The following is a 22,826-nucleotide window of genomic DNA, read 5'->3' on the forward strand; positions in this document are numbered from 1 at the left end:
CTTGTCAAAACCAATATTTTCGGCATGTAAAGATTTATCGGGTCGCAACCTAAGTTACCTTTTTTCAGGCTGCCTGAAAGTCCCAAAGGCTACCTGAAAACCTTTCCGCCGCCTGTATTCGTACTTGGCAAACGCAAAAGCAGCCTGAAAGCGAAAAAGCAGCCTGAAAACCGTGCAAACGGTTTTCAGGCTGCTTTGGTTTGGCTTTTCAGGCTGCCTGAAGCATCAGGCCTTTTGCTGTTTGGCTTCTTTGGCCAGATACAGCCAGGTTTCGATTACGGTATCGGGGTTCAGCGAGATGGTTTCGATGCCTTCTTCCACCAGCCATTGGGCGAAATCGGGGTGGTCGGACGGACCCTGGCCGCAGATGCCGATGTATTTGTTGAGACGGCGGCAGGCGGAGATGGCCAGATGCAGCATCACTTTGACGGCGGGGTTGCGCTCGTCGAAGGTGGTGGCGATGGGGCCGCCACTGTCGCGGTCAACGCCCAGAGTGAGCTGGGTCATGTCGTTGGAGCCGATGGAGAAGCCGTCGAAGTATTTGAGGAACTGCTCGGCCAGCAGGGCGTTGCTCGGCACTTCGCACATCATAATCAGGCGCAGGCCGTTTTTGCCGCGCTCGAGGCCGTTTTCTTTCAGGGCCTTGACCACGGCTTCGGCTTCGGCCAGCGTGCGCACGAAGGGAATCATGATTTCGACGTTGCTCAGCCCCATTTCGTCGCGCACGCGTTTGAGCGCGCGGCATTCGAGGGCGAAGCATTCTTTGAACTCTTCGGACACGTAGCGGGCGGCGCCACGGAAGCCGAGCATGGGGTTTTCTTCGTGCGGCTCGTACACGCTGCCGCCGATCAGGCCGGCGTATTCGTTGGATTTGAAGTCGGACATGCGCACGATGACTTTGCGCGGATACACCGATGCGGCCAGGGTGGCGACGCCTTCGGTGATTTTGTCCACGTAAAAATCAACGGGGCTGGGATAACCGGCGATGCGCTCGGCGATTTCGTTTTTCAGGCTGCCTTCGAGGCGGTCGAAATCGAGCAGTGCTTTGGGGTGGATGCCGATTTGGCGGTTGATGATGAACTCCATGCGCGCCAGGCCGATGCCTTCGCTGGGCAGGCCGGCGAAGGTGAAGGCCAGCTCGGGATTGCCGACGTTCATCATAATTTTGACCGGCGCGGGCGGCATATTGTTGAGCGCCACGTCGTCCACCTGCACATCGAGCAGGCCGTCGTAAATCAGGCCGGTGTCGCCTTCGGCGCAGGATACGGTTACTTCCTGACCCTGGCTGAGCACTTCGGATGCGTTGCCGCAGCCAACCACGGCGGGAATGCCCAGCTCGCGGGCGATGATGGCGGCGTGGCAGGTGCGGCCGCCGCGGTTGGTTACGATGGCGGCGGCGCGTTTCATCACCGGTTCCCAATCGGGGTCGGTCATATCGGTAACCAGAATGTCGCCGGCCTGAACCTGGTCCATTTCGGCGGCGCTCTGAATCAGGCGCACTTTGCCCTGGCCGACCTTCTGGCCGATGGCGCGGCCTTCGGCCAGCACTTTGCGCTCGCCGGAAAGGGTGTAGCGGCGCAGGCTGTTGCCTTGGCCGTGCTCTTTTTCCTGCGATTTCACGGTTTCCGGGCGCGCCTGCAGGATGTAAAGTTTGCCGTCGATGCCGTCGCGACCCCATTCGATGTCCATCGGGCGGCCGTAGTGCTCTTCGATAATCAGCGCGTATTGCGCCAGCTCGGTGATTTCTTCGTTGGAAATCGAAAACTGGCGGCGATCGGCTTCGGGTACGTCGATGGTCTGCACCGATTTGCCGGCTTCGGCCTGGTCGGCAAACACCATCTTAATCAGCTTGGAACCCATGGTTTTGCGCAGCACGGCGGGTCGGCCGGCGCGCAGCGTGGGTTTGTGCACATAAAATTCGTCGGGATTGACCGCGCCCTGCACCACCATTTCGCCCAAACCGTAGGACGAAGTCACGAATACCACGTCTTCAAAACCGCTCTCGGTGTCGATGGTGAACATCACGCCCGAAGCGCCGCTGTCGGAGCGCACCATGCGCTGCACGCCGGCGGACAGGGCGACGACATCGTGCGCGAAGCCCTTGTGCACGCGGTAGGAAATGGCGCGATCGTTGTAAAGCGAAGCGAAAACGTGCTTCATCGCTTCTTTCACATTGTCCAGGCCGTTGATGTTTAGGAAGGTTTCCTGCTGGCCGGCAAACGAAGCGTCCGGCAGGTCTTCAGCAGTGGCCGACGAGCGCACCGCCACCGAAATATCGGCGCTGCCGGCATCGGCAACCATTTTGTCCCACGCCGCCGCGATTTCGGCATCCAGCTGCTCGGGGAAAGGCGTTTCCAGAATCCACTGGCGGATTTCCTTACCCACACGCGCCAATTCGGCCACATCTTCGATGTCCAAACCGGCCAGCGCGGCGGAAATGCGCTCGTTCAGGCCGTTGTGCGCCAAAAAGGCGCGGTAGGCTTCGGCGGTGGTGGCAAAGCCGCCGGGCACGCGCACGCCTTTTTCGGCAAGTTGGCTGATCATTTCGCCCAAAGAGGCGTTCTTGCCGCCCACGCGCTCGACATCGTGCATACGCAGGTTTTCAAACCAGATAACGTAGTTTTCGGCCATTTGGTGTGTCCTTCAGATTGGCTGTGTAAATGTAAAGACTGAGTAAAAAGCAAAAGCGCGGCTATTCTATCTTTTGTCGGCAGCCGTGTCATGTTTTTTTGCCGCAAAGCGCGCCGGCAGCGGCTTTCAGGCTGCCTTGGGCACCGGAAAAGCAGCCTGAAAGCAGTCGGGCGCAGGCAGCCTGAAATGTAAACGCGGCGGCGGATTCGGTTAGAATGCCGCCTTTCTTTTGATATTAGGAAGACCATGTATTTTATCGACCGCACCGCCGTGGTGCTCAAACCCACCGAAGCGTTTTTGGAATGGCTCAAGGCCGCCGACAGCGACCTGCCCGATCTCACCCTTTCCCAGCTGCGCGCCAACTGCAGCGTATTTCTGATTCCCGAGTTTGACGAACCCGAGCAGGCCGTCGCCTATTTCGACGAGCGCCACCGCGAGATTTTTGCCGCCGAGCTTTCGGGCTGGATGATCGACCAGGCGCAATGGCCGCAGGATATGGGTTTGGAAACTTTCTGGCGCTTTTTCGAACTGGAAGTGCACGACACCGTGCTTGATTTGGAAGACGCCGAACTGAATCCCAGCCCGCTGCTGGACAGCACGGAATAGCATAGGAAACGGCGGTGGACGCGTTTCAGGCTGCTTTTGTCCCGTCCAAACTGCGCCGCGGCCTGTCGCTGCTGCTGCATCTGGCCGCGGCCGCCTGCGCGCTGGCCTATTTCGGCGGCCTGCTGCGGGTAGCGCTGCTGATTTGGCTGGCCGCCGCCGCGTATTGGTCGTGGCGCGAAAGTCCGCGGCGGGTGCGCACGCTGACCGTCGATCCGCAAGGCCGCGCCGCCATCGATACCGGCGCCGGCAGCCAAAACGCCCGCCTGCTCGGCGGCAGCCTGATCAGCCGCCACGCCTGTTTTTTGCATTGGGACTGCGGCAACCGCCGCTTCTGGCAGTGCGTGCTGCCCGACAGCACCGATGCCGACAGCCTGCGCCGGCTGATGGTTTGGGCGCGCTTCGGGCAGCCTGAAAACGACAACCCGCCGCCAGACAGGCAACTGCCGCGCTGAATACCTTTCAGGCTGCCTGATGGTACTGCAAGTCAAACCAAAGGCAGCCTGAAAAAACGAACCGCCGTTTCAGGCTGCCTTTTGGCGGCAAACCCGCCCTACTCGTCCGCACCAACCACAAACACGATAAGCACACGGCTCAAAGCAGCCTGAAAAACACACACAGCGGCCGCCCGCATCTTTCAGGCTGCCTGCCGTCCGATAAGGGAACCCGATGCGTATCACTTTTTTCATCCTGATGCTGCTGCTGATGCAGCTTTTTACTTTCGGACTCGGCCGCTCGCTGCAGTGGCTGTTTGCCAACCATATCGGCCGCCGCGGCCGGCGCGCGCTGATGCTCGCCGCCTTTGCGGTAACCGACGGCCTGATTGCCGGCCTGCTGCTCGAATTGGGCAGCGGCCTTTTCCGCTGGATGGCGGTGTGGATGGTGGTGATGCTATTTGTGATGTATGCCGCGCTTGCCACCTTCCTGCTCTATCTCGCCCTGCGCCGCCTGCTGCCCGCGCAGCGGCTGGGGCGGGCGCTGCGGCTGTTTGCGCCGCTGTTTTTTCTCGCGCTGAGCGCCTATTCGGTTTACAACGCCTACACGCCGCAGGTGCGCCGCCTGAGCATCACCGTCAATAAACCGATGCCGCGGCCGCTGCGCATCGCCATGGCCTCCGATCTGCATCTGGGAATGCTGATGGGCGCGCGCCAGCTCGACAAACTGGCGGCGATCATCCGCGACGAGCGTGCCGACATCGTGCTGCTGCCCGGCGACATCATGGACGACGACACCCGCGTTTACGACGCCGAAAACATGCGCCCGCACCTGGCCGCCGTGCGCGCGCCGCTGGGCGTGTACGCCACCCTCGGCAACCACGACATGTACGGCCACGCCGACGAAATCCGCCGCGCCCTGCGCGAAGCCGGCATCCGCGAGCTGGACAACGAAGTCATCAATCTGAACGGCATCCTGCTCGCCGGCCGCACCGACGACGTCGATGCCAACCGCCCGAGCACCGCCGAACTGCTGCGCGGCCAAAACACCGCGCTGCCGGTAATCCTGCTCGACCACCGCCCCAGCCAGATTGAAGAACACGCCGCACTGCCGGTGGACATCCAGCTCTCCGGCCACGTCCACAACGGCCAAATCGCCCCCGCCAACCTAATCGTGCGCTTTCTCTACCGCCTGCACTACGGCTACGAAGCCATCGGCAACGGCCATTACATCGTCAGCTCCGGCTACGGCTTCTGGGGCGTCCCCTTCCGCCTCGGCTCGCAGGCCGAAGTGTGGATTATCGACGTCAACGGCCGGTAAACACGGCAAAAGCAGCCTGCGTAGCGTAGCGGAGTTGCGAAGCTAAAACCGTTTGCGCGGCTTTAGCTTCGCAACTCCGCTACGCTACGCAGGCTGCTTTGGTTTGTCCGTCCTTTTTCAGGCTGCCTTCCGCCCACCCGCCCGCGCAAAAAACACCGCCAGATAAACCAACAGCAGCACGCCATTAAGCGCCCCGTGGCGGTCTTCCGTATTTTTGGCGGCGGCAAAAGCGGCGGATACCGCAACCGGCCGGGCAGACTGAAACGCCAACGCGGAGGCTTGGTGCGAAGCGGGCAGAATAAACAGCAGGCTGTTGGCGGCGACCGCCAGCGAAACCGTCAGCAGCAGCAGATGTTTTTTCCTGATTTCGGCAAGGCAGAGCAGCAGGCTGCCGCCGACCAGCAGCGCGATGCCGGGCAGGGTGGCGGTGGCGACAATGTTGTCCACAAAATACCGCTGCCAGTAAAAGAACGCGCCATCCTGCACGCGTGTGCCCTGATTGAGCGCGGCAAAGGCCAGCGCGCTGCCGGCCAGCAGGTTGCCGCCGATAAAAAGCAGCACGCGGGCGGCTGTGTGGGTGTAGGGTTTCATATTCGGTCTCCGTTTACATCATGCGCTGCAAAATTTGTTCGCCCTTGCGCTGGTGGACAAGCGCCATGCCGACGTGTCCGACAATCAGCAACAGCAGGGCAAACGCCAACGCGCCGTGCGCCACGCCGAGCGGCGCTTGAAACTGCCTCGCCATGCCGCTGGCGGGGACGGCAAACATCAGCGCATACAGGGCAAGATGCCCCAGCTTCACTTTCAGGCTGCCTGCGGGACGGCGGCGCAGGTTGCGCAACGCCCAAACAAAGCGCACCGCCGCAAGCAACAGCAGCAGCACGCCAACCGCCTTATGCGGCGCAATCAGGAATTTCAGGCTGCCGTTGAGATGCCAAGCTAGGGTGTGTTGGCATTTAACTTTTGCAGCGGATTTTTCGTCAGAAAATGGCAGATGCAAGGCAAAAATGCGAGCCTATGCCGCCCATAGGCGAGTATTTTTAACGCGGCAGATGCCGTTTTCTGGCGCAAAAGCCGCCAAAATGTTGAATGTCAACACGCCCTGATGCGCTGGTAAACATAAACGCATAGCAGGCAGCCATGCCCCAATGCAAAAAGCGGGTGAACGGGGCGTAACGTTGCGGGGTGTCGGGTTTCATGGTTTCCTTTGTGTAATAACTTGGAAACCAGTTTACAAATATGGAAATCAGTTGTCAAATTATTTTGCTTGAAAACCGCAACTATTTGACAACCGTTTTCCGCATTTTTTAAACTCACCGCCGAAAAATCATTTGGGAAACACAGTATGGACAATCAGTTAAACAGCGAAGCCCTCAGCCGCATCACCACCGAAATTTTCTACACCAATGGTTTACTGCTCGCGTGGGGCGACCGTTTTGCCGCCGATTTGGGATTAACCTCGGCGCGCTGGCAAATGCTCGGCGCGCTGGCACACGCCGCCGAAGCGCAAACCTCGCCGCAGCTGGGCGAGCGCATGGGCATGAGCCGCCAAGGCGCGCAAAAGCAGCTCAATCTGCTGCTGGCCGACGGTTTGGTCGCCGCCGCCGACAACCCCGCGCACAAACGCTCGCCACTCTATTCGCTCACTGAACGCGGCGCAGCGGTGTTCGCCCAAGTGCGCCAACGCTGGATGGCGCAGGCGGCAGAATGGGCGCAGGATTTGAGCGCGGAAGAATTGGCGGCGGCGGAGAAGGTGTTGCTGGCGCTGGGGCAGCGGGTGAAGGCGGCGGGGTAGCAAACGGCGCAGCGCACAAGCAGTTTCAGGCTGCTTTCAGATACCGCTTCGCACAATGGCGGGGCGGCTGAAGATGTGGACAACCAGGAGAACGAATATGTGGTCGATGATAGTTGCCGCCTTTATCTACGGCTGTTTGGCGGGCGCGGTTTGGCGGGCAACGGCGAAAGTATGGCTGCTGCCCGTGCCGCTGACGCTGCTTTTGCTTTTTATCGACGATATCGGCGCCGGCTCGGAGCAGATGGCGTGGTTCCCGATTTGGATGGCGATGGCCGGTCTGCCGACGCTGCTTGCCGGCTACTTGGGCATCTTGGCCGGCAGGCTGCCGTTTTTGCTGCGTCGTGATGCGAAGAAACCGCCGCAGAAAGGGAAAGAAACGGAATAGCCCGAGCGGCGGAGTTTGGTCAAAACGGCGGCGGTTTTTCGCTGCAATCAAAATTTCAGGCTGCCTGTTTTCCCAGAAACAGGCAGCCTGAAAGCCCAAGCGCGTTGCGTTAGCGGTAGGAATCGGCGCCGGCGTTGGGCATCATGATCCACAGGATGATGTAAATCAAAATCCCGGGCACGGCAACGCTGGCGCAGGAAAGAACCACAAACATCACGCGCGTAAGCGTGGGCGACCAGCCCAGGTATTCGGCTATGCCGCCCATCACGCCCGCAATCATGCGGTAGCGGCGGGAGCGGTGGAGTTTGACCAATCGTGTCATATGCAGTCTCCGTTGGTAAAAGTTAAATGTCAGCACGCCCCAGGGCGTGGCCGTCTTCTTGGCAGTACAAAGCATCGCCGTGGCGGTGGTCTTGGGCGTCGGTTTGCAGGGTAATGTGGCCGATGCCTTTTTGCCGCGCCAGCGCTTCCACCGCGCGGCTGACTTCTTGGGCTTCGCGCACGGTCAGACTGCCGTCGAGCACCAGATGGGCGGAGAGCAGGTGGCGGCTGCTGGTGAGCGTCCAGATGTGCAAATCGTGTACGCCCAGCACCTGCGGCACGGCGAGGATTTCGGCAACCAGCGCGGCCTGGTCGATATGCGCCGGCGCGCCCTGCATCAGGATGTGCAGGGTTTGGCGCAGCACCACCGCGCCGCTGTTGGCCACCAGCAGGGCAATCAGCACGCTGACCACGGGGTCGGCCCAGCGCCAGCCGAACACCATCATCATCAGTGCGGCGGCAATCGCGCCCAGTGAGCCGAGCAGATCGCCCAATACGTGCAGGTAGGCGCTTTTCATATTGATGCTGCCGTGCACGTCGCCGTGGCGGTGCATATAGCGGGCGACGACGATGTTCACCGCCAGCCCGAGTGCGCTGACCACCAGCATGCCGGCGCCGGCCACTTCGGGCGGATCGTTCAGCCGCTCCACCGCTTCGATCACCACCAGCACGGCAATCGCCAGCAGCGTCAGGCCGTTGAACAGGGCAAACAGGATTTCGGCGCGTTTGTAGCCGAAGGTTTGGCGGCTGTCCACCGCCTTTTCGCCGAGCTTGAACGCCAGCAGCGACAGGCCGACCGACAGCGCGTCTGAGAGCATATGGCCGGCGTCGGAAAGCAGCGCCAGCGAGCCGGTGAGCAGGCCGCCGGCGATTTCCACCAGCATATAGCCGGCGATAATGAAAAACGACACGGCCAGGGCTTTTTTGTTGCCCGCGTGCGCGTGATGGGAATGGTCGTGGCCGGCACCCATAGCCTGCTCCTTGCGTTGTCCGATAGGCGGAATGTACCCGAAAACGCCCCGGCGCAACAGGCAGCCTGAAAGCCGGCAGTATCGGTTTTGCCGCCCGATTGCGCGCGGCACACAAAAAGCAGCCTGCGTAGCGTAGCGGAGTTGCGAAGCTAAAACCGCCCACCCAGCTTTCAGGCTGCTTTTATCTGCCTGCCGCTTATTTCAGGCTGACGGGCACGGCGGTGTGTTTGCTTTCTTTTTCGCCGTAATACTGAAAACCGATGCTGTGCTCGCGCTCGTTCCACTGCAGCCGGCGCGACGGCGTGGAATAGCGGCGCAGCGCCTCCTCAACCAGCGCCGGCCGCTCGGCGGCGGGGCGGCTGTGCAGAAACAGGGCAGCCTGAAAAGCGCGCTGCAGCATGGCGGTATCCTGCAGGCGGCGGGCGTAGTCGGAAAAATCGGGCAGCACATCGGGCAGCACATCGGCCATCAGGCAGCCTTGGACATTGTTCGCGCACGACCATACCGCCAGCGCATTTTTGTCGTCCGCCGGCTTCCAGTCTAAAGCACGGTCCTGCTGCAGCGCGCTTTGGGCAGCCGGAGTGCAGGGATAGACGTAGTGCGCGGCGATAAGGGCTTGGGTGTGTTCGGCGTTCAACAGCCGCCGCAGCAGGGGATTGGCCGATTGGCCGTCTTCAAACGGCATGCCGCTTTCGGCATCGGTATCCAAATAGTCCGCCGGATTTTGCTCCATCTTGCGCGCCAGATTGGCGATGAAACGAAATTCGTCGCGCATGGCGGTACAGATGCTTTGCTCCTGCGCCGACAGCGGCTCGAATGCGGCCGCGCATTCCTCAGGCAGCCGCTGCGCCTGCGCCGGCTGCTCGGCAATCATCGCCGCGGCCAGCTCGGTGTTTTTGCGGATCAGGGCGTTGCCGATCATCGGCGGCATCAGCGAAGGACGGCTTTTAAGCAGGGTGCGGCCGGTTTTGATATTGCGGCAGACACCGGCCAGCGCCGCCTGATGGCGGTCGTCCGCCCAATCGAGCGCGGCGGCGGTGGTTGCGGCCATCAGCAGATGGAAAGGCGGTAGCACAAATTTCGACAAATCATCGTTATCGTTCGGCCAGCCGCGCTGGGCGAACACTTCATAAGCGCCAAGTTGCGCCACATTGTCCAGCAGTGGCCGGTAACGCTGCGCGGCGGCGCGAAAACGCGGCAGATCGGCGCGCACCTCGGCCAGGCAGGCCGCACCGTTTTTGGCGGTACAGTTCAACTCGCCCGACTGCGGCTGCGGCAGCGCCTTGTCCGCCAGCTGCGGCACATCCTGCCGCGCCATAATCTGCCGCCCGTGGTCCCGCATGATTTGACGGCGCTCCTGATCGTCGGCGGTGCGGTAGCCCAGCAGCCACAGCGCGTCGATGCCGTTGCCCTCCTGCGGCTCGGGCTCAGCAGCCAGCAGCGCCACATCCGGCCGCGCGGCCGCAATGTCGCGCTTCATCAGCCATTGCGGCACCAGATACAGCGTAAACACCGCCAGCACGGCCAGCGCCAGCAGGGCAAGCAGGATTTTCTTCATGGGACGTCTTCTTTTACTAAGGCAGCCTGAAAACCGGATCAGCGGTTTTAGCTTCGCAACTCCGCTACGCTACGCAGGCTGCTTTTTGTGTAGGCGGTATCAGCGTTTGGTTTGGCCGGCGCGCCATTTCTGCCAGCCGTAGTAAACATAGCCCGACAGGCTGTAGCTCAGGAAAAAGCCAAACAGTACCAGCGCCGGCTCGATGGCCAGCAGCATCAGCGCCAGCACCAGGATAATCATGCCGAAAAAGGGGATTTTGCGGCGGACGTTGATTTCCTTAAAGCTCCAAAAACGGATCTGCGCCACCATCGACAGGCCGGCAAACAGGGTAATCAGCAGAGCGACGATGCCGATATTGCCCAGCCCGTCCATGCTGCGGTCGAGCCACACCAGACCGGCCACCAGCGCGGCGGCGGTGGGGCTGGGGATGCCGATAAACCATTTTTTATCGACTTTGCCGATCAGGGTGTTAAACAGCGCCAGCCGCAGCGCGGCGCAGGCGCAATAAACAAAAGCGACGCCGTAGCCGAGCTTGCCGAACTGGGCGAGCTGCCAGTTGTAAACAATCAGCGCGGGGGCGACGCCGAAGCTGACCATATCGGCCAGGCTGTCGAGCTGTTCGCCGAAGGCGCTCTGGCTGTTGGTCCAGCGGGCGACACGGCCGTCCATGCCGTCCAGCAGCATCGACACAAACACGGCGATGGCGGCCTGCTCGAAGCGGTCGTGCATGGATGCGGTGATGGCGTAAAACGCGGAAAACAGCGCGGCGATGGTGAAGGAATTGGGCAGCAGGTAGATGCTGTTTTGCCGCCACAGGCGGCGGGCTTCAACGGGGCGTTCGGAAAAATTGGGATCGGTCATGGCGTCGGCCTTTCTGTGCGGCGGATGCGGCGGCTGGGCAAACCTGCGATGCAGTTTTCAGGCTGCCTGAAACGCGGCGGCGCATCCGAAAAACAAAAAACGGCTTTTCAGGCTGCCTGAAAAGCCGTTTCGGATTTAAGCGGCCGTTTTCAGGCCGAGCACGTCCTGCATGTCGAACAGACCGTGCGGGTGCTGGGCAAGCCAGACGGCGGCGCGGACGGCGCCGGCGGCGAAAGTCATGCGGCTTGATGCTTTGTGGCTGATTTCCACGCGCTCGCCTTCGCCGGCAAACAAAACGGTGTGGTCGCCGACAATATCGCCGCCGCGCACGGTGGCAAAGCCGATGGTCTGCGCATCGCGCGCGCCGGTCTGGCCTTCGCGGCCGTACACCGCGCAGTCTTTCAGGCTGCGTCCGAGCGCGTGGGCGACGACTTCGCCCATGCGCAGGGCGGTGCCGCTGGGGGCATCGATTTTGTGGCGGTGGTGGGCTTCGATGATTTCGACGTCGTAGCCTTCGTTCAGCACGCGGGCAACGGTGTCAAGAATATGGAAGCTGAGATTGACGCCGACGCTGAAGTTGGCGGCAAACACAATGCCGGTTTTCTCTGCCGCCCGGGCGATGGCGGCCTTGCCGGCATCGTCAAAACCGGTGGTGCCGATGACGGCTTTGATGCCGTTTGCCGCGCAGTAGTCGAGCAGCGGCAGGGTGGCGTCGGGGCGGCTGAAGTCGATGAGCACGTCGCAGCCGGCCAAGGCGGTGGCGATGTCGTCGCTGATGCACACGCCGGTGTCGATGCCGCTGGCGTAGCCGGCATCCAGGCCGATTTCTTTGGTGCCGCTGCGGGTGAGCGCGCCGGAAAGTTCGGTGGCGGGGTTGGCGGCAACGGCTTCAACCAGCACCCGCCCCATGCGGCCGGCCACGCCGGCCAGCGCGATTTTCAGGCTGCTCATTGCGCTTTTCCTTCCTGTTTTTCCTGCAGCACGCGGCGGGCGTGCTCCAGCGCGTCGCCTTCCACGCGCGAAACGGTGCCGTTTTCAAAGAAAACGGTCAGCGTGCGCTGCTCTTTGATTTTGCCGCCGCGGCTCAGTTCGTAGGTGTAGTCCCAGCGGTCTTGGCGGAAAGACGGATTGAGCACCGGCGCGCCGATTTCCAGCTGTACCTGCTCGCGGCTCATGCCGGGTTTGACCGCCAGCACCGATTCGGGATTCAGCGGCACGCCCTGCACCACCGGCATTTTGTAATAGGGCAGTTTGTTGACCAGCGAAGGGGTACAGGCCGCCAGGCCACAGAGTGCGGACGCAACAGTCATCCATCGCAACAGGGGTTTCACGTTGTCTGCCTTTCTATAAGGATTAAAAACGGTTTTTCGCGCGTTTGCCTGCGGTTTTCGCCGCCGGCGGCGCAAAGAAAAGCGGGCAAGATACCACGCGCCGCGCCCGCAGATAAAGTGCCAATTAAAAACTTTTATTGTTTGGCTGTCGGCAGGCGCGAAAAGTTTGCTATTATACGCGCCATCTTTATCCGAGTGTATTGAGAAAGCGAAACCATGAACAACATCGCCCAATTGAAAGACAACGGTCTGAAAGTTACCGGCCCGCGCCTGAAAATCCTCGACCTGTTCGAAACCCACGCCGATCTGCACCTGAGTGCGGAAGACGTTTACCGCATCCTGCTGGAAAACGGCATCGAAATCGGCGTCGCCACCATCTACCGCGTGCTCACCCAGTTCGAGCAGGCCGGCATCCTGCTGCGCCACCACTTCGAAACCGGCAAAGCGGTGTACGAATTGAACAAGGGCGACCATCACGACCATATCGTCTGCGTCAAATGCGGCAACGTCAGCGAATTCCACAACCCCGAAATCGAAAAGCTGCAGGAGCAGATTGCTTCCGAACACGGTTTCCGCGTAGTCGACCACGCCCTTTATATGTACGGCGTCTGCGGCGACTGCCAGAAAAAGGAAAAACGCTAAACCCGCACCCACAGGCAGCCTGAAAGCCTTTCAGGCTGCCTTATCCTTGTCCGAAAACATCACAAAACGGAAGTACCATGAAAACCCTGATTCCCGCCCTGGCGCTGGCCGCCGCGCTCAGTGCCTGCGCCGCCCCCGCCGCCGATTCCGCCCACCCGCATAAGGCCGCCGCCATGTCTTCACAGCCCACCGCCACCTTTGCCAGCCGCTACGGCTTCGATCAGACCGTCGATGCCCTGACTTCCGCCATCCGCAGCAAAGGCATGACCGTTTTTGCCGTTATCGACCACCAAGACGCCGCCAAGCAGGCCGGCCTGCAGATGCAGCCGGCCAAAGTGATTATTTTCGGCTCGCCCAAAGCCGGCACCCCGCTGATGGTCAAAGACCCGCTGCTGGCGCTGCAGCTGCCGCTCAAAGTGCTGGTAACCGAGCAGGACGGCCGGGTAACCGTTGCCTACACCCCCGCCGCCGAGCTGGTCAAACACAGCGCCGTCAGCGAAGCCGAAGTGGCCGGCACGCTGGCCAAAGCCGAAATCCTGATTCGCGCTACTGTCGGACAGCAGCAGTAAGGTCTGTTCGTTTCAGGCTGCCTTTGAGTTTTCAGGCTGCTTTTACTTTCAGGCAGCCTGAAAAACCGTTATCCCCCCACCCTACCCGTTTAGGAAACCGCCATGACCCTAGCCTACTGGTGCGTACTGATTGCCGCCCTGCTGCCTTTGGGCTGCGCCGCTTACGCCAAAAAAACCGCCCGCTTCAACTTCGCCCGCGACAACGGCAGCCCGCGCGAATTTCTCGCCCGCCTTGAAGGCCGCGCCGCCCGCGCCCATGCCGCCCAGCAAAACGGCCACGAAGCCTTCGCCCCGTTTGCCGCCGCCGTGGTTATCGCCCACGCCACCGGCAATGCCGCTCAAGGCACCATCAACTGCCTAGCCGTGCTGTTTGTGCTGCTGCGGCTGGCCTTTATCTACTGCTATCTCAACGACCGCCCCAGCCTGCGCTCCGCCGCCTGGTCGGGCGCGATGCTCTGCACCGTATTGCTGTTTGTCGCCGCCGTTTGAGTTTCCCCCGTCAGGCAGCCTGAAAAACTTTCAGGCTGCTTTTGATTCGCCACTTTCGCCATGCACATTCCCTTTCTCGAACCCGGCAACCACCGCTTTCCCGACCCGCGCCCCGCGCTGGCGGAGAACGACGGCCTAGTCTGCGTCAGCGCCGATCTCGCGCCCGCACGCCTGCTGGCCGCCTATCCGCGCGGCATTTTCCCGTGGTTCAGCCAAGACAATCTGCACTACTGGTTTGCCACCGCCCCGCGCGCCGTTATCGAGCCGGACGCGCTGCACATCGGCCGCTCGCTGCACAAACACCTGCGCAATAAACCCTACCGCGTTACCGCCAACCGCTGCTTTGCCCAAGTGATTGCCGCCTGCGCCGCCGCGCCGCGCCCGGGGCAGGACGGTACTTGGATCGAACCCGAGTTTCAGGCTGCCTATACCGCGCTGCACCGCCTGGGGCACGCCCATTCCTTCGAATGCTGGTATCCCGCCGCCGACGGCACACCCGAGCTGGCCGGCGGCTGCTACGGCGTGCAGATCGGACGGGTGTTTTTCGGCGAATCGATGTTCGCCCGCCGCAGCGACGCTTCCAAAACCGCCTTTGTCCACGCCGCCGCCCACCTGCAGCGCTGCGGCATCGCCCTGATCGACTGCCAGCAAAACACTGGACACATGGCGCGCTTCGGCTCGCGGCTGCTGCCGTTTGACGACTTTCAGGCTGCCTTGGATACCCTGTGCGGCCAAGAGCTGCGGCAAGATATCGGCAGCGGCACGCTGGCGGAAAACCGGCTGGCGTAAGCTTTCTGCCTAAAAAAAAGCAGTTGCCGCCATTTTGACAACAACCGTACTATTTCATAAAGCCCTTCATTCGAGAATAGATATATAGGTTAATAACCTTTAAAAGCTGTTATTTGACTAAACCCGTAAGTGGAAATAACCAAAAAAGAGCCCCTATAGCCAATCCAAACAATAAGGATTCAACCCTAAACATATTTAAAATCCAAGGATGAAATTCTAAATTGGCATCATCTATGATTTCTCTATGATGAATTTTTTTACAATATCGTTTTACAATGGATGTTGAAAAAGAAACAATCAAAGCAAAAGATATTATAATATATTTATTAATATGAAATAATTTATCTATAACTAATTCATTTTTAAAATTTAAAAATATGGCGATTCCCATTATAAAAATATAAGCTATGGCGCTTAAAGCCATAATGGCGTTATTTTCCAAATAATTTATCTTTCTCATTACCTATCTCATTTAACTGAAGTTATTGTAAAAAATGTACTCATCATGCCCATTTGTTTGCCGTTTGGTTAATACCTGCGTTGCATACCAGTTTTTCTAAAGTTGGGAATTTCATTTTCCAACAAATCAATACGCCAACGCAAATAGACCTTAATCAAACTATCTAAAATGTTTACATAACAGACAGCCTGAAACTCCGTTTATTCGACTTTCAGGCTGCTTTTGCCGACAACGGCCAAGGCAGCCTGAAAACCGCCCGCCGCGTTTACAGGCTGCGCCGCTGTTTGGCGGCAGGCTGCACGGCCAGCGGCGGGTGGCAGCGGAAGATGCGCCAGTAAACAGGCAGGTAGAGCCAGAAGGCGGCGGCCAGCAGCAGCGCAGGCAGCCTGAAAACGGCCAGCGCGTAGTCTAGGCCGGCATATACGCCCAGGCTGCGGCTAAGGGCGGCAGCAAGAATCAGCGCCAGCGACAGGCGGCTGGTGGCGGGATAGTGCAGTTTCAGGCTGCTGTGGACGGCGCCGGCGATTGAAAACACCTGCATCAGCATCATCAGGTAGCCGCCGAGCATAATCAGGTGGAAGGGCAGCAGCGGGCTGCCGCGCCCGAGTATGCCGGCGGCGCCGAGCCAGACGTAGCCGGCGCCGGTGGCGAGCATGGTCAGGTAGTACCAGCGGATGTAGTAGCGGCGCAGCAGCACGAAGTAATGCCATTCGCGCAGGCGGCCGAGTACCGCCAGACCGGCCGCGAGCGCCAGCCAGGCGGAAACTTCGGGGCGGCGCAGCAAGAGTTCGGCAGTGGCATAGGCGTACACCAGCCATACCGACAGGTTGCGGTAAAACGGGTTGGGCATAAAGCTGCAGTCGCTGCGGCCGGCTTCTTCCAGCGCTTTTTGGCCGATGGCGCGGCCGATGCGGAAATTAATCAGCAAAATGCCGGCGGCAAACAAATGGGCAAGGGTTTTCAGCCACAGAGTCCCACCGCCGGCGGCATAGCCGGCATCGGCGGCATAGCCGGCATCGGCGGCGGCGATGGCGAGCATCAGCACGGTTACGCTGATTTGGCGGCTGTCGCGCGCGCGCCAGGCCAGATGGGCGGCAAACAGCGCCAGATACAGCCAAAACGGCAGCATCAGCCAGGCGGAAACCGCAATGGCAAACGGCGCGGCGGCCAGCGCGGCCAGCCACAGGGCGCAGGTGGCGTAAAAATGGCGCTGCAGCGGGCGGGCGTCGTGCGTCCATTCTGGCAGCGCGGTAAACAGAAAGCCGGCGAATGAAGCGCCGCCGATAATGTTGAGAAAGGCGTAGGCATGAAATTCAAGCGGCGTGGCAGCCAACGGCCACCAACCGGCGGCAGCGAGCGCCCACACCGCGCCGGCAAGGGGCACCAGCGCGGCGGCCAGCAGAAAATAGGGGCGGAAGGGATAGGCGGGAAAGGTGGCGAGTGCCTGGCGCAGGGGCGTGGCGGTTTTCAGGCTGCTTTTATTCATGGTAGGCGCGCCAGAAGGGTTGTTGCAGATAGTGGTTGGTGAAGTCTTCGCCGCGCTCGGCAAAGGGGGCGGCAAGTTCGACCACCCGCCGGCAATGGGCGGGCTTGTGGTCGAGCAGATAAATGCGCTGTGCCAGTTTCAGCGCTTCATAGCGGTCGTGCGACACCATAATGACCGCCATGCCGCTATCCACCAGCTCGTTCATCCAGCGGTACAGGCCGAGTTTGAGCTCGTAATCAAGCGCGGAAAAGGGTTCGTCCAGCAGCAAAAGGTCGGGCTCGCCGGCCAGCGCGCGGGCCAGCGCGGCACGCTGGCGCATGCCGCCGGAGAGCTCGTGCGGGTATTTGCGCCAGTCGGCTTCGGCCAGATGCAGGCGCTGCAAAATGGCGCGGACGCGCTCGCGCACGGCGCCGCTTTCAGGCTGCGGCGTAGTCAGCAGCACGTTTTCCCACAGCGTGCGCCACGGCAGCAGGCGCGGCTCTTGAAACAGATAGCTGATGCGGCGAAAGCCCTGCTCGATCAGGCCACTGTCAAAATCAATCAGGCCGGCAATAATCCGCAGCACGGTGGTTTTGCCGCAGCCTGAAGGGCCGTACAGGCATACCGCTTCGCCGGCTTGAATCGTGAGATCGAGATCGCGCACGATGTCGTCGCCCATCAGGCTGCAACGCAGTTTTTCCACCTTCAGCATGTCAATGCTCCCACGGCATCAGCAGGATGCGCAAAGGTTCGACCAGCAGATATTCGACGACAAAAATCACCGCCAGCACCACCAGCACATAGGCCAGCACTTCCTGGGTGTCGAGCATCGAGCGGGCGGCGGCGATGCGGGCGCCGATGCCGTTGTCAGTAGCAAGCAGTTCGGCCATCACCGCGATTTTCACTCCCATACCCACCGCCACGCCGACCGCGGGCAGCAGGTGGTTGGCCAGATGCGGCAGATACAGGTGGCGCACCCGCCCCGGCCACGGCACGCGGTAGGCTTCGAGCATTTCTTTCAGGCTGCCATCCACCGTCATCATGCCGCGCATGGCGGCGGCAAAGGTGAGCGGCAGCACGGTAATCACAATGGTAAACACCGCCCCCACCGTGCCCATTTCAAACCAAAACAGCGCCAGCACCACCCACACAATCGGCGGCATGCCCAGCAAAATGCTGATCAGCGGCCGGCAGAAAATCCCCAGCGTTTTAAACGAACCGGCCAGCAGCCCCAGCCCGATGCCCAGCGCCAGCGCCAGCGCAATGCCGCTGCCGGCGCGGTACAGCGTGGGCACAATCTCGGCGGCATCAAAATCCGACAGCAAATCCAGCGCTTTGGCAAACACCGGCAGCGGCGCCGGCAGCACCAAATCGCCCAAGCTGCCGGCAGCCAGCTGCCACAGCGCGCAAAACACCGCCACCGCGGCGGCGGAAGCAAATCCGCCCCACAGATAATGCAGGGTCTGGGCAAAACGGCCGCGCCGCAGCGGACCGCCGGAATCGGTAATCATCTCGGTAAAACAGTCGGCAAAACAAAAAAACGGCAAACAAAAACGCGGCAGCAGCGCCACCGGCGCCAGTATAAAGCAATGCGCCGCCCGCCAAAACGGCAGGCAGCCTGAAAAGCCGGAATGCGGTTTTCAGGCTGCCTTTGTTATCGGCCGCCGCGCAGGCGTTCAGACAAACAGGCTGTCCGCCGGCAGCTTGCCGCCGACAATCGCCGGATTGAGCTGGTAGAGCTCGCGGAAAAACAGCTTGATGCCGGCGGCGGCTTCTTTGGCCGGCGTTGCCGCCAGACGGGCATGCGGCAGACCCGCCGCCAGCGCCTGCTCGGGCAGGCCGAGATGCTTGGCGCCGATGGCCGCGGCCTGCGCCGCATTGGCCTTGCTCCAAGCCGCCGCCTGCAGCAGATCGGCCTGCAGCCGGCGCACCGCGTCGCCGTTTTGCTTCAGAAAAGCGCCGCTGACCATCAGCCCCGCCTGCGGAATGCCGCCGGAAACCTTCATCGTTTTTTCCCATTCCTGCTGCATATCCAGCGCACGCACCACGTTCTGCCCCATTTGGCGGCCGCGGATAATGCCCATGCTCACCATCGGCTCGGGCAGCAGCGCGAAGTCGGCGCGTTTTTGCATAAACATCATCATCGCTTCCGGCGGCGTGGCGGCGTATTGGACGCGGATGCGCGAAAAATCGATTTTCAGCCGCCGGCACAGCGCCTGCAGCACCAAATCCGGCATATCGTTTTTAAACGGCAGCGCCAGCGTTTTGCCCGCCAAATCGCCGATGCCCGACAGCGCACGGTCGCGCCCCAGCACATACAGCAGGCCGAAGCTCATAATATTGACCAGCTTCACATCCTGCCCGCGCGCCGCCAGATTGGCCGCCACATAGCTCGGCACCACGCTGGCCTGCATCGTGCCGTTGGCCAGGCCGGCACGCAGCGCATCAACATTGCGCCACACCTTCACATCAAACGGCCGGCTGTTTTTCAGCTCGCCCCGCTGCGCCGCCACACCCAGCAGCACAGTAGGCATCACCGGCGGGCCGTACACCGTAAACTTGGTTTTGCTGTCGGCCGCCAACAGCCCCGGACTGCACACCGCCGCAGCGGATGCGCCCATCAGTTGGAGAAAATGTCTGCGTTTCATGGAAAACTCCTGTTCTCGTCGGTGCAAAAAGCCGCCCTGCTGCTTTCAGGCTGCCTGCGCAACACGGCAGCAGCCTGAAAGCACCTGTGCCGGCGCCAATGGGAATATACCGCATTAGCGTCTGCGGCGCTAAGGGGCGGCGGGAATAGCGGGAAACAACGCCCGCTTTTACCGCCGCCGCACCGCGTTCTACAGCAGAATCCGTGCCGCCGATTTACGCTGCCCTTAGCGATCGCGCAAACTCCCGTCCACTTTGGTTCGCAGTGGATTGAGCAGATAGCATATTGATTAATAAGTGAAAATATTACCTTCTTGCAAAAAATAAATATACCGCTCTAATCAAACCGGCTAAAACCAAAGGAATGAACCAACTTCCCCCTATAAAATATAAAGAAAATTCAATTATGTTTCCTAAATTTATTTCCATATCATCTAAAGACATAAATATAGGAAAGGCAAGAATATTGGTTAATATATAAGCAAATACAAGCTTTCCGTTTATACGATTCCCGTTCAAAAAAACATGATCGCTAACAACAAATATCTTACTCCCCAAAGCCAAAAAATAAAAAACACCAAAAATAAAAACTAAAACATACAGAAAATGCTCAAACAAAGGGAAATAAGTTATATTTAACTTACCTAATATCATATAAAATATGATACAAAACAACACCTACAAAAAGAAAATTATTTTTACCATTTGAAATTATATGAAGCGCCGTTTAATAAGCTCTTCCCTATTTTGATGAACATAACAAGCTATAACACAAACAAACTCAGAAAACAAACTTCGCAGCTATACGTTTAGCTATACTGCAGCAATCCAAACGTCCTTTCCTACGTTTACCAGCCCTACACCTTCGGCAGCTACACCGACACTACCGCCTTTACCCTCCCCGCCAACAAGCTCAAAGGTATCGTCAAACCCGAAATCCTGCACGAGATGGAAGCCTACCGCGAGTGGAAAAACCGTATCTGCGGCTTTCAGACTGCCTTTTGCCGTCTGCTTGGATTAAAATCCCGGCTCCCGCAACCACTTTTTCCAAACGAAAGACCCCAGCCATGAACAAACACCTTCCCGCCCTGCTTGCCGCCGCCCTCGTCCTACCCGCCCTTGCCGCGCCGCCGCAGGTCAAAATCCAATCGTTCACCGCAAAATACTGCCCCAAACCCTCGCCCGACACCGGGTGCAGCGAATTCATCGTCTCCCACCCCGTCTTCCCCGATGCCGCGCAAAACGCCTTTATTGACAAACTGCTGCGCCCGATGTCCGCCGCCGACGGTCTCAAAACCCTCACCAAAGCCGCCGCCCTGCGCGAACTGAAAAAACGCGTCAATGAAAACCGCGACGACGAAGGCTACCCGCGCCACCAATACATCGTCGAAGCAGACCTCGAAGGCTACACCCCCAACTACTACGTTCTCTCCACTACCGACTACGAATTCTCCGGCGGCGCACACGGCGCGGGCGACGGCAGCGACTACGTCATCCCCCGCAGCGGCAAACCCGTCCCCCTCAAACTCGCCGACATCCTGCTGCCCGGCAAAAAAGCCGCCTTCGCCGCCCTGCACCGCCAAGGCATGCTCGACTATTACTTAAAAGAAGGCGGCAAAACCCGGCAGGAAATCGAAGCAGACTTCGACGACAAAAACAGTTCCCACCACCTCACCGACGAACATCTGGAAAACTGGACCTTCTACAAAAACGCCCTTTCCTACACCTACAACCACTACAGCTTCGGCAGCTACGTGGACACCCCCTCCTTCACCATCCCCGCCGACAAGCTCAGGGGCATCGTCAAACCCGAAATCCTGCGCGAAATAAAAGCCTACCGCGAGTGGAAAAACTGATTTTAGATTCGCAACTCCGCTTCGCTACGCAGGCTGCCTTCTACCCCGCCGCCTAAATGTTTTGCACAAACAAAAGCAGCCTGAAAGCCGTAAATCCGGTCTTCAGGCTGCTTTTTGCCAATGGCACCAACGGCAACATCAGGCTTTCAGGCTGCCGTAAGCCTTGCTTTGGGCAGCGCGGATTATTAAGAAACGTAAACCCCTTTCCTATCGGCATCACGGATTGGTTATTAGGGATGAACTGCCTTTCAGGCAGCCTGAAAGCTGGGTTTGGCCGCCCATCTTATTCAAACGGACATATCCTTTTGGCGGATAGCCAGCCACGCCCGCCGCGACTAGATTTTGCGTTTTTTAACCCAAGCATACAAAACTCCCATGAAACTCCGTCCCAATACCATTTTGCTCGGCCTACTGGCCGCTTCGTTTGTGTTACCCGTCTATGCCGATGACGACGCACAAAGCGACGGCGACGCCGCCTTCGAGCTTGGCCAGATTACTGTGCAGGGGCGCCGCAGCAATGTGGCGGCCGACGAGCGCACCATCAGCACCAAGCGCCGCCGCTCTTTCAGCGTTACGTCCGCCGCGCGCGTGAGCAGGTTGTCGCTTATGGCATGGGCGATTGCCGAGAGCGTGCGCATGGAGCAAGGCGCAACCAGCATCCCTGCGCTGTGAAACGAGCTGCTGGCAATGCTCGCCGCCAAATTGCCAATCGGATGCACCACATCCGCCAGCGCGTAAACCGCTTCTTTGCTGTATGCCGTTTCCGCGGCGCGGGTGAGTTCCGCCCCTTTGGAAACCACCAAATGCGTTTCAATCTGCGCCAGCGGTTGCAGCAATTGCAATGCCTTGTAGCCATACGCAAAGCCACTTGCGCCGCTGATGCCAATAATCAAACGTTGAACCATTTTGCTCACTCGTAAACTCAAAAAACGCGCGATTATAGCCGTTTCGCGCCCAAGGCAGCCTGAAAACCTTGCACAACGCCTTGTTTTCATGCAGTATCCGCCGCTTTCAAACCCAAGGAACGCAACTCATGGAATTGAGCGATTATTTTGTTAATCTCGTGTTAAGCAGCATCTTAATTGTGGGCGCTTATCAATTTTATTTTTTCACGCAACGCCATCCGCTGCGCAAGCCGATTGTTTGGCGCTCGCCCATTGATGAATCCATCCCGTTCAAACCGCAATGGTCTTGGGTGTACAGCTTTTTGTATTACCCCGCCATTTTGTATCTGAACCTGCTTGCCGAAGACAGCGCCCATTTCAACAAAATGGCGTTCAGCTTTTTGGTATTGCTGTTTATGCAGATGATTTTTTTCTGGCTGTTTCCCGTCTCCACGCCCGAGCATTGGCGCAGCATCAACACGGGCAAAACCTATTCCGAAAAATTTCTATTGTTTGTGCAAAAATTTGACCAATCCACCAACTGTTTTCCCAGCATGCACGTTTCCGTTGCCATGCTCACCACCTTGCACGCATGGAGCAGCTTGGGCGCGTGGGGCTTGCTGTTCCCCCTGTTTATCGCCCTATCGTGCATCTACACCAAGCAGCATTATCTGATAGACCTGCCCGCAGGCGCGCTGCTCGGTTGCTTGGCTTATGGGGTCTATGGCTGGGTGGCATAGCGCAAAAGGCAGCCTGAAATGGGGTTATTGTTTCAGGCTGTCTTTGGTTTATCTTGTTCAACTGTTTTAACCCCA

At 59.3% G+C, this 22,826-nt stretch carries 27 protein-coding genes and 1 pseudogene; 11 read left to right on the forward strand and 17 right to left on the reverse strand.

Annotation, left to right across the window (positions count from 1 at the left end):
• Positions 1-225 precede the first annotated feature (225 nt).
• On the reverse strand, positions 226-2,631 hold the full coding sequence (gene ppsA, locus MB824_RS03605; RefSeq protein WP_238746048.1) for a phosphoenolpyruvate synthase: 2,406 nt from the start codon (positions 2,629-2,631) through the stop codon (positions 226-228).
• Between the two features lie 246 nt (positions 2,632-2,877).
• Between ppsA and MB824_RS03610 the strand changes: the two genes are divergently transcribed.
• From MB824_RS03610 to MB824_RS03620, 3 genes are all read left to right on the forward strand, one after another.
• Positions 2,878-3,237: a hypothetical protein gene (locus MB824_RS03610; protein ID WP_238746049.1), complete on the forward strand. Its 360-nt coding sequence runs from the start codon at positions 2,878-2,880 to the stop codon at positions 3,235-3,237.
• A 14-nt stretch (positions 3,238-3,251) separates the two neighbouring features.
• Entirely contained in the window at positions 3,252-3,689 is a 438-nt protein-coding gene (locus MB824_RS03615) for a protein YgfX (RefSeq protein WP_238746050.1), read from the forward strand.
• Between the two features lie 214 nt (positions 3,690-3,903).
• Complete coding sequence (locus MB824_RS03620; protein WP_238746052.1) at positions 3,904-4,989, forward strand: metallophosphoesterase; 1,086 nt, start codon at positions 3,904-3,906, stop codon at positions 4,987-4,989.
• Positions 4,990-5,106: 117 nt separating this feature from the next.
• Here MB824_RS03620 and MB824_RS03625 read toward each other — a convergent pair whose 3' ends face one another.
• Genes MB824_RS03625 through MB824_RS03635 form a run of 3 tightly spaced genes read right to left on the reverse strand, consistent with a single transcriptional unit; the run spans position 5,107 to position 6,188 of the window.
• Positions 5,107-5,580, reverse strand: coding sequence for a hypothetical protein (locus MB824_RS03625; protein WP_238746054.1), 474 nt, complete (start codon positions 5,578-5,580; stop codon positions 5,107-5,109).
• Between the two features lie 13 nt (positions 5,581-5,593).
• The gene (locus tag MB824_RS03630; RefSeq protein ID WP_238746056.1) at positions 5,594-5,989 is read right to left on the reverse strand and encodes a cytochrome b/b6 domain-containing protein; all 396 of its coding nucleotides are present in this window, start codon (positions 5,987-5,989) and stop codon (positions 5,594-5,596) included.
• Between the two features lie 40 nt (positions 5,990-6,029).
• Complete coding sequence (locus tag MB824_RS03635; protein ID WP_238746058.1) at positions 6,030-6,188, reverse strand: hypothetical protein; 159 nt, start codon at positions 6,186-6,188, stop codon at positions 6,030-6,032.
• 146 nt (positions 6,189-6,334) lie between these two features.
• Between MB824_RS03635 and MB824_RS03640 the strand changes: the two genes are divergently transcribed.
• Positions 6,335-6,784, forward strand: a complete 450-nt coding sequence (locus tag MB824_RS03640) for a MarR family winged helix-turn-helix transcriptional regulator (RefSeq protein WP_238746059.1) — start codon at positions 6,335-6,337, stop codon at positions 6,782-6,784.
• Between the two features lie 97 nt (positions 6,785-6,881).
• Positions 6,882-7,169, forward strand: a complete 288-nt coding sequence (locus tag MB824_RS03645) for a hypothetical protein (RefSeq protein WP_238746061.1) — start codon at positions 6,882-6,884, stop codon at positions 7,167-7,169.
• 109 nt (positions 7,170-7,278) lie between these two features.
• Here the strand turns inward: MB824_RS03645 and MB824_RS03650 are convergent, their stop codons facing one another.
• From MB824_RS03650 to MB824_RS03675, 6 genes are all read right to left on the reverse strand, one after another.
• The gene (locus tag MB824_RS03650) at positions 7,279-7,491 is read right to left on the reverse strand and encodes a PspC domain-containing protein (protein WP_238746063.1); all 213 of its coding nucleotides are present in this window, start codon (positions 7,489-7,491) and stop codon (positions 7,279-7,281) included.
• Positions 7,492-7,513: 22 nt separating this feature from the next.
• Positions 7,514-8,461 carry a cation diffusion facilitator family transporter gene (locus MB824_RS03655; protein ID WP_238746065.1) on the reverse strand — a complete coding sequence of 316 codons (948 nt, stop codon included), beginning with the start codon at positions 8,459-8,461 and terminating at the stop codon, positions 7,514-7,516.
• Positions 8,462-8,657: 196 nt separating this feature from the next.
• Positions 8,658-10,019, reverse strand: coding sequence for a hypothetical protein (locus MB824_RS03660; RefSeq protein ID WP_238746067.1), 1,362 nt, complete (start codon positions 10,017-10,019; stop codon positions 8,658-8,660).
• Between the two features lie 99 nt (positions 10,020-10,118).
• Complete coding sequence (gene pssA, locus MB824_RS03665) at positions 10,119-10,880, reverse strand: CDP-diacylglycerol--serine O-phosphatidyltransferase (protein WP_238746069.1); 762 nt, start codon at positions 10,878-10,880, stop codon at positions 10,119-10,121.
• 135 nt (positions 10,881-11,015) lie between these two features.
• On the reverse strand, positions 11,016-11,831 hold the full coding sequence (dapB, locus tag MB824_RS03670; protein WP_238746071.1) for a 4-hydroxy-tetrahydrodipicolinate reductase: 816 nt from the start codon (positions 11,829-11,831) through the stop codon (positions 11,016-11,018).
• The gene (locus tag MB824_RS03675) at positions 11,828-12,211 is read right to left on the reverse strand and encodes an outer membrane protein assembly factor BamE (protein ID WP_238746073.1); all 384 of its coding nucleotides are present in this window, start codon (positions 12,209-12,211) and stop codon (positions 11,828-11,830) included. Before MB824_RS03675 ends, dapB begins: the two co-directional genes overlap by 4 nt.
• Positions 12,212-12,427: 216 nt before the next feature.
• Here MB824_RS03675 and fur point away from each other — a divergent pair, with 216 nt between their 5' ends.
• The 4 genes from fur to aat all read left to right on the forward strand — a co-directional run bounded on the left by fur (position 12,428) and on the right by aat (position 14,700).
• Positions 12,428-12,853 carry a ferric iron uptake transcriptional regulator gene (fur, locus tag MB824_RS03680; RefSeq protein ID WP_238746075.1) on the forward strand — a complete coding sequence of 142 codons (426 nt, stop codon included), beginning with the start codon at positions 12,428-12,430 and terminating at the stop codon, positions 12,851-12,853.
• A gap of 77 nt (positions 12,854-12,930) precedes the next feature.
• Positions 12,931-13,422 carry a DUF302 domain-containing protein gene (locus tag MB824_RS03685; protein ID WP_238746077.1) on the forward strand — a complete coding sequence of 164 codons (492 nt, stop codon included), beginning with the start codon at positions 12,931-12,933 and terminating at the stop codon, positions 13,420-13,422.
• 102 nt (positions 13,423-13,524) lie between these two features.
• Positions 13,525-13,911: an MAPEG family protein gene (locus tag MB824_RS03690; protein WP_238746079.1), complete on the forward strand. Its 387-nt coding sequence runs from the start codon at positions 13,525-13,527 to the stop codon at positions 13,909-13,911.
• A 60-nt stretch (positions 13,912-13,971) separates the two neighbouring features.
• Positions 13,972-14,700 (forward strand): leucyl/phenylalanyl-tRNA--protein transferase, encoded by a 729-nt coding sequence (aat, locus tag MB824_RS03695; RefSeq protein ID WP_238746081.1) that lies wholly within the window; start codon positions 13,972-13,974, stop codon positions 14,698-14,700.
• A 109-nt stretch (positions 14,701-14,809) separates the two neighbouring features.
• On the opposite strand, the gene MB824_RS03700 is transcribed toward aat, so the two are convergent.
• From MB824_RS03700 to MB824_RS03725, 6 genes are all read right to left on the reverse strand, one after another.
• Complete coding sequence (locus MB824_RS03700) at positions 14,810-15,142, reverse strand: hypothetical protein (RefSeq protein WP_238746083.1); 333 nt, start codon at positions 15,140-15,142, stop codon at positions 14,810-14,812.
• Positions 15,143-15,425: 283 nt separating this feature from the next.
• On the reverse strand, positions 15,426-16,646 hold the full coding sequence (locus MB824_RS03705) for an NnrS family protein (protein WP_238746085.1): 1,221 nt from the start codon (positions 16,644-16,646) through the stop codon (positions 15,426-15,428).
• Positions 16,639-17,337, reverse strand: coding sequence for an ABC transporter ATP-binding protein (locus MB824_RS03710; RefSeq protein ID WP_238746087.1), 699 nt, complete (start codon positions 17,335-17,337; stop codon positions 16,639-16,641). Before MB824_RS03710 ends, MB824_RS03705 begins: the two co-directional genes overlap by 8 nt.
• A 1-nt stretch (position 17,338) precedes the next feature.
• Entirely contained in the window at positions 17,339-18,136 is a 798-nt protein-coding gene (locus MB824_RS03715) for an ABC transporter permease (protein WP_238746089.1), read from the reverse strand.
• A gap of 165 nt (positions 18,137-18,301) precedes the next feature.
• A complete protein-coding gene (locus MB824_RS03720; protein WP_238746091.1) occupies positions 18,302-19,273 on the reverse strand; it encodes an ABC transporter substrate-binding protein in 972 nt (323 codons plus the stop codon).
• A 304-nt stretch (positions 19,274-19,577) separates the two neighbouring features.
• Entirely contained in the window at positions 19,578-19,925 is a 348-nt protein-coding gene (locus MB824_RS03725; RefSeq protein WP_238746093.1) for a hypothetical protein, read from the reverse strand.
• Positions 19,926-20,338: 413 nt separating this feature from the next.
• Between MB824_RS03725 and MB824_RS03730 the strand changes: the two genes are divergently transcribed.
• Entirely contained in the window at positions 20,339-21,127 is a 789-nt protein-coding gene (locus MB824_RS03730) for a DUF4163 domain-containing protein (protein WP_238746095.1), read from the forward strand.
• 515 nt (positions 21,128-21,642) lie between these two features.
• Here the strand turns inward: MB824_RS03730 and MB824_RS03735 are convergent.
• A pseudogene (locus tag MB824_RS03735) lies at positions 21,643-22,032 on the reverse strand (UbiX family flavin prenyltransferase); the annotation flags it as partial.
• Positions 22,033-22,160: 128 nt separating this feature from the next.
• Between MB824_RS03735 and MB824_RS03740 the strand changes: the two are divergent.
• Positions 22,161-22,751 (forward strand): phosphatase PAP2 family protein, encoded by a 591-nt coding sequence (locus tag MB824_RS03740; protein WP_238746097.1) that lies wholly within the window; start codon positions 22,161-22,163, stop codon positions 22,749-22,751.
• Positions 22,752-22,826: the final 75 nt, after the last annotated feature.

The organism is Kingella pumchi (assembly GCF_022288825.1).
Classification (GTDB): Bacteria; Pseudomonadota; Gammaproteobacteria; order Burkholderiales; family Neisseriaceae; genus Kingella_D; species Kingella_D pumchi.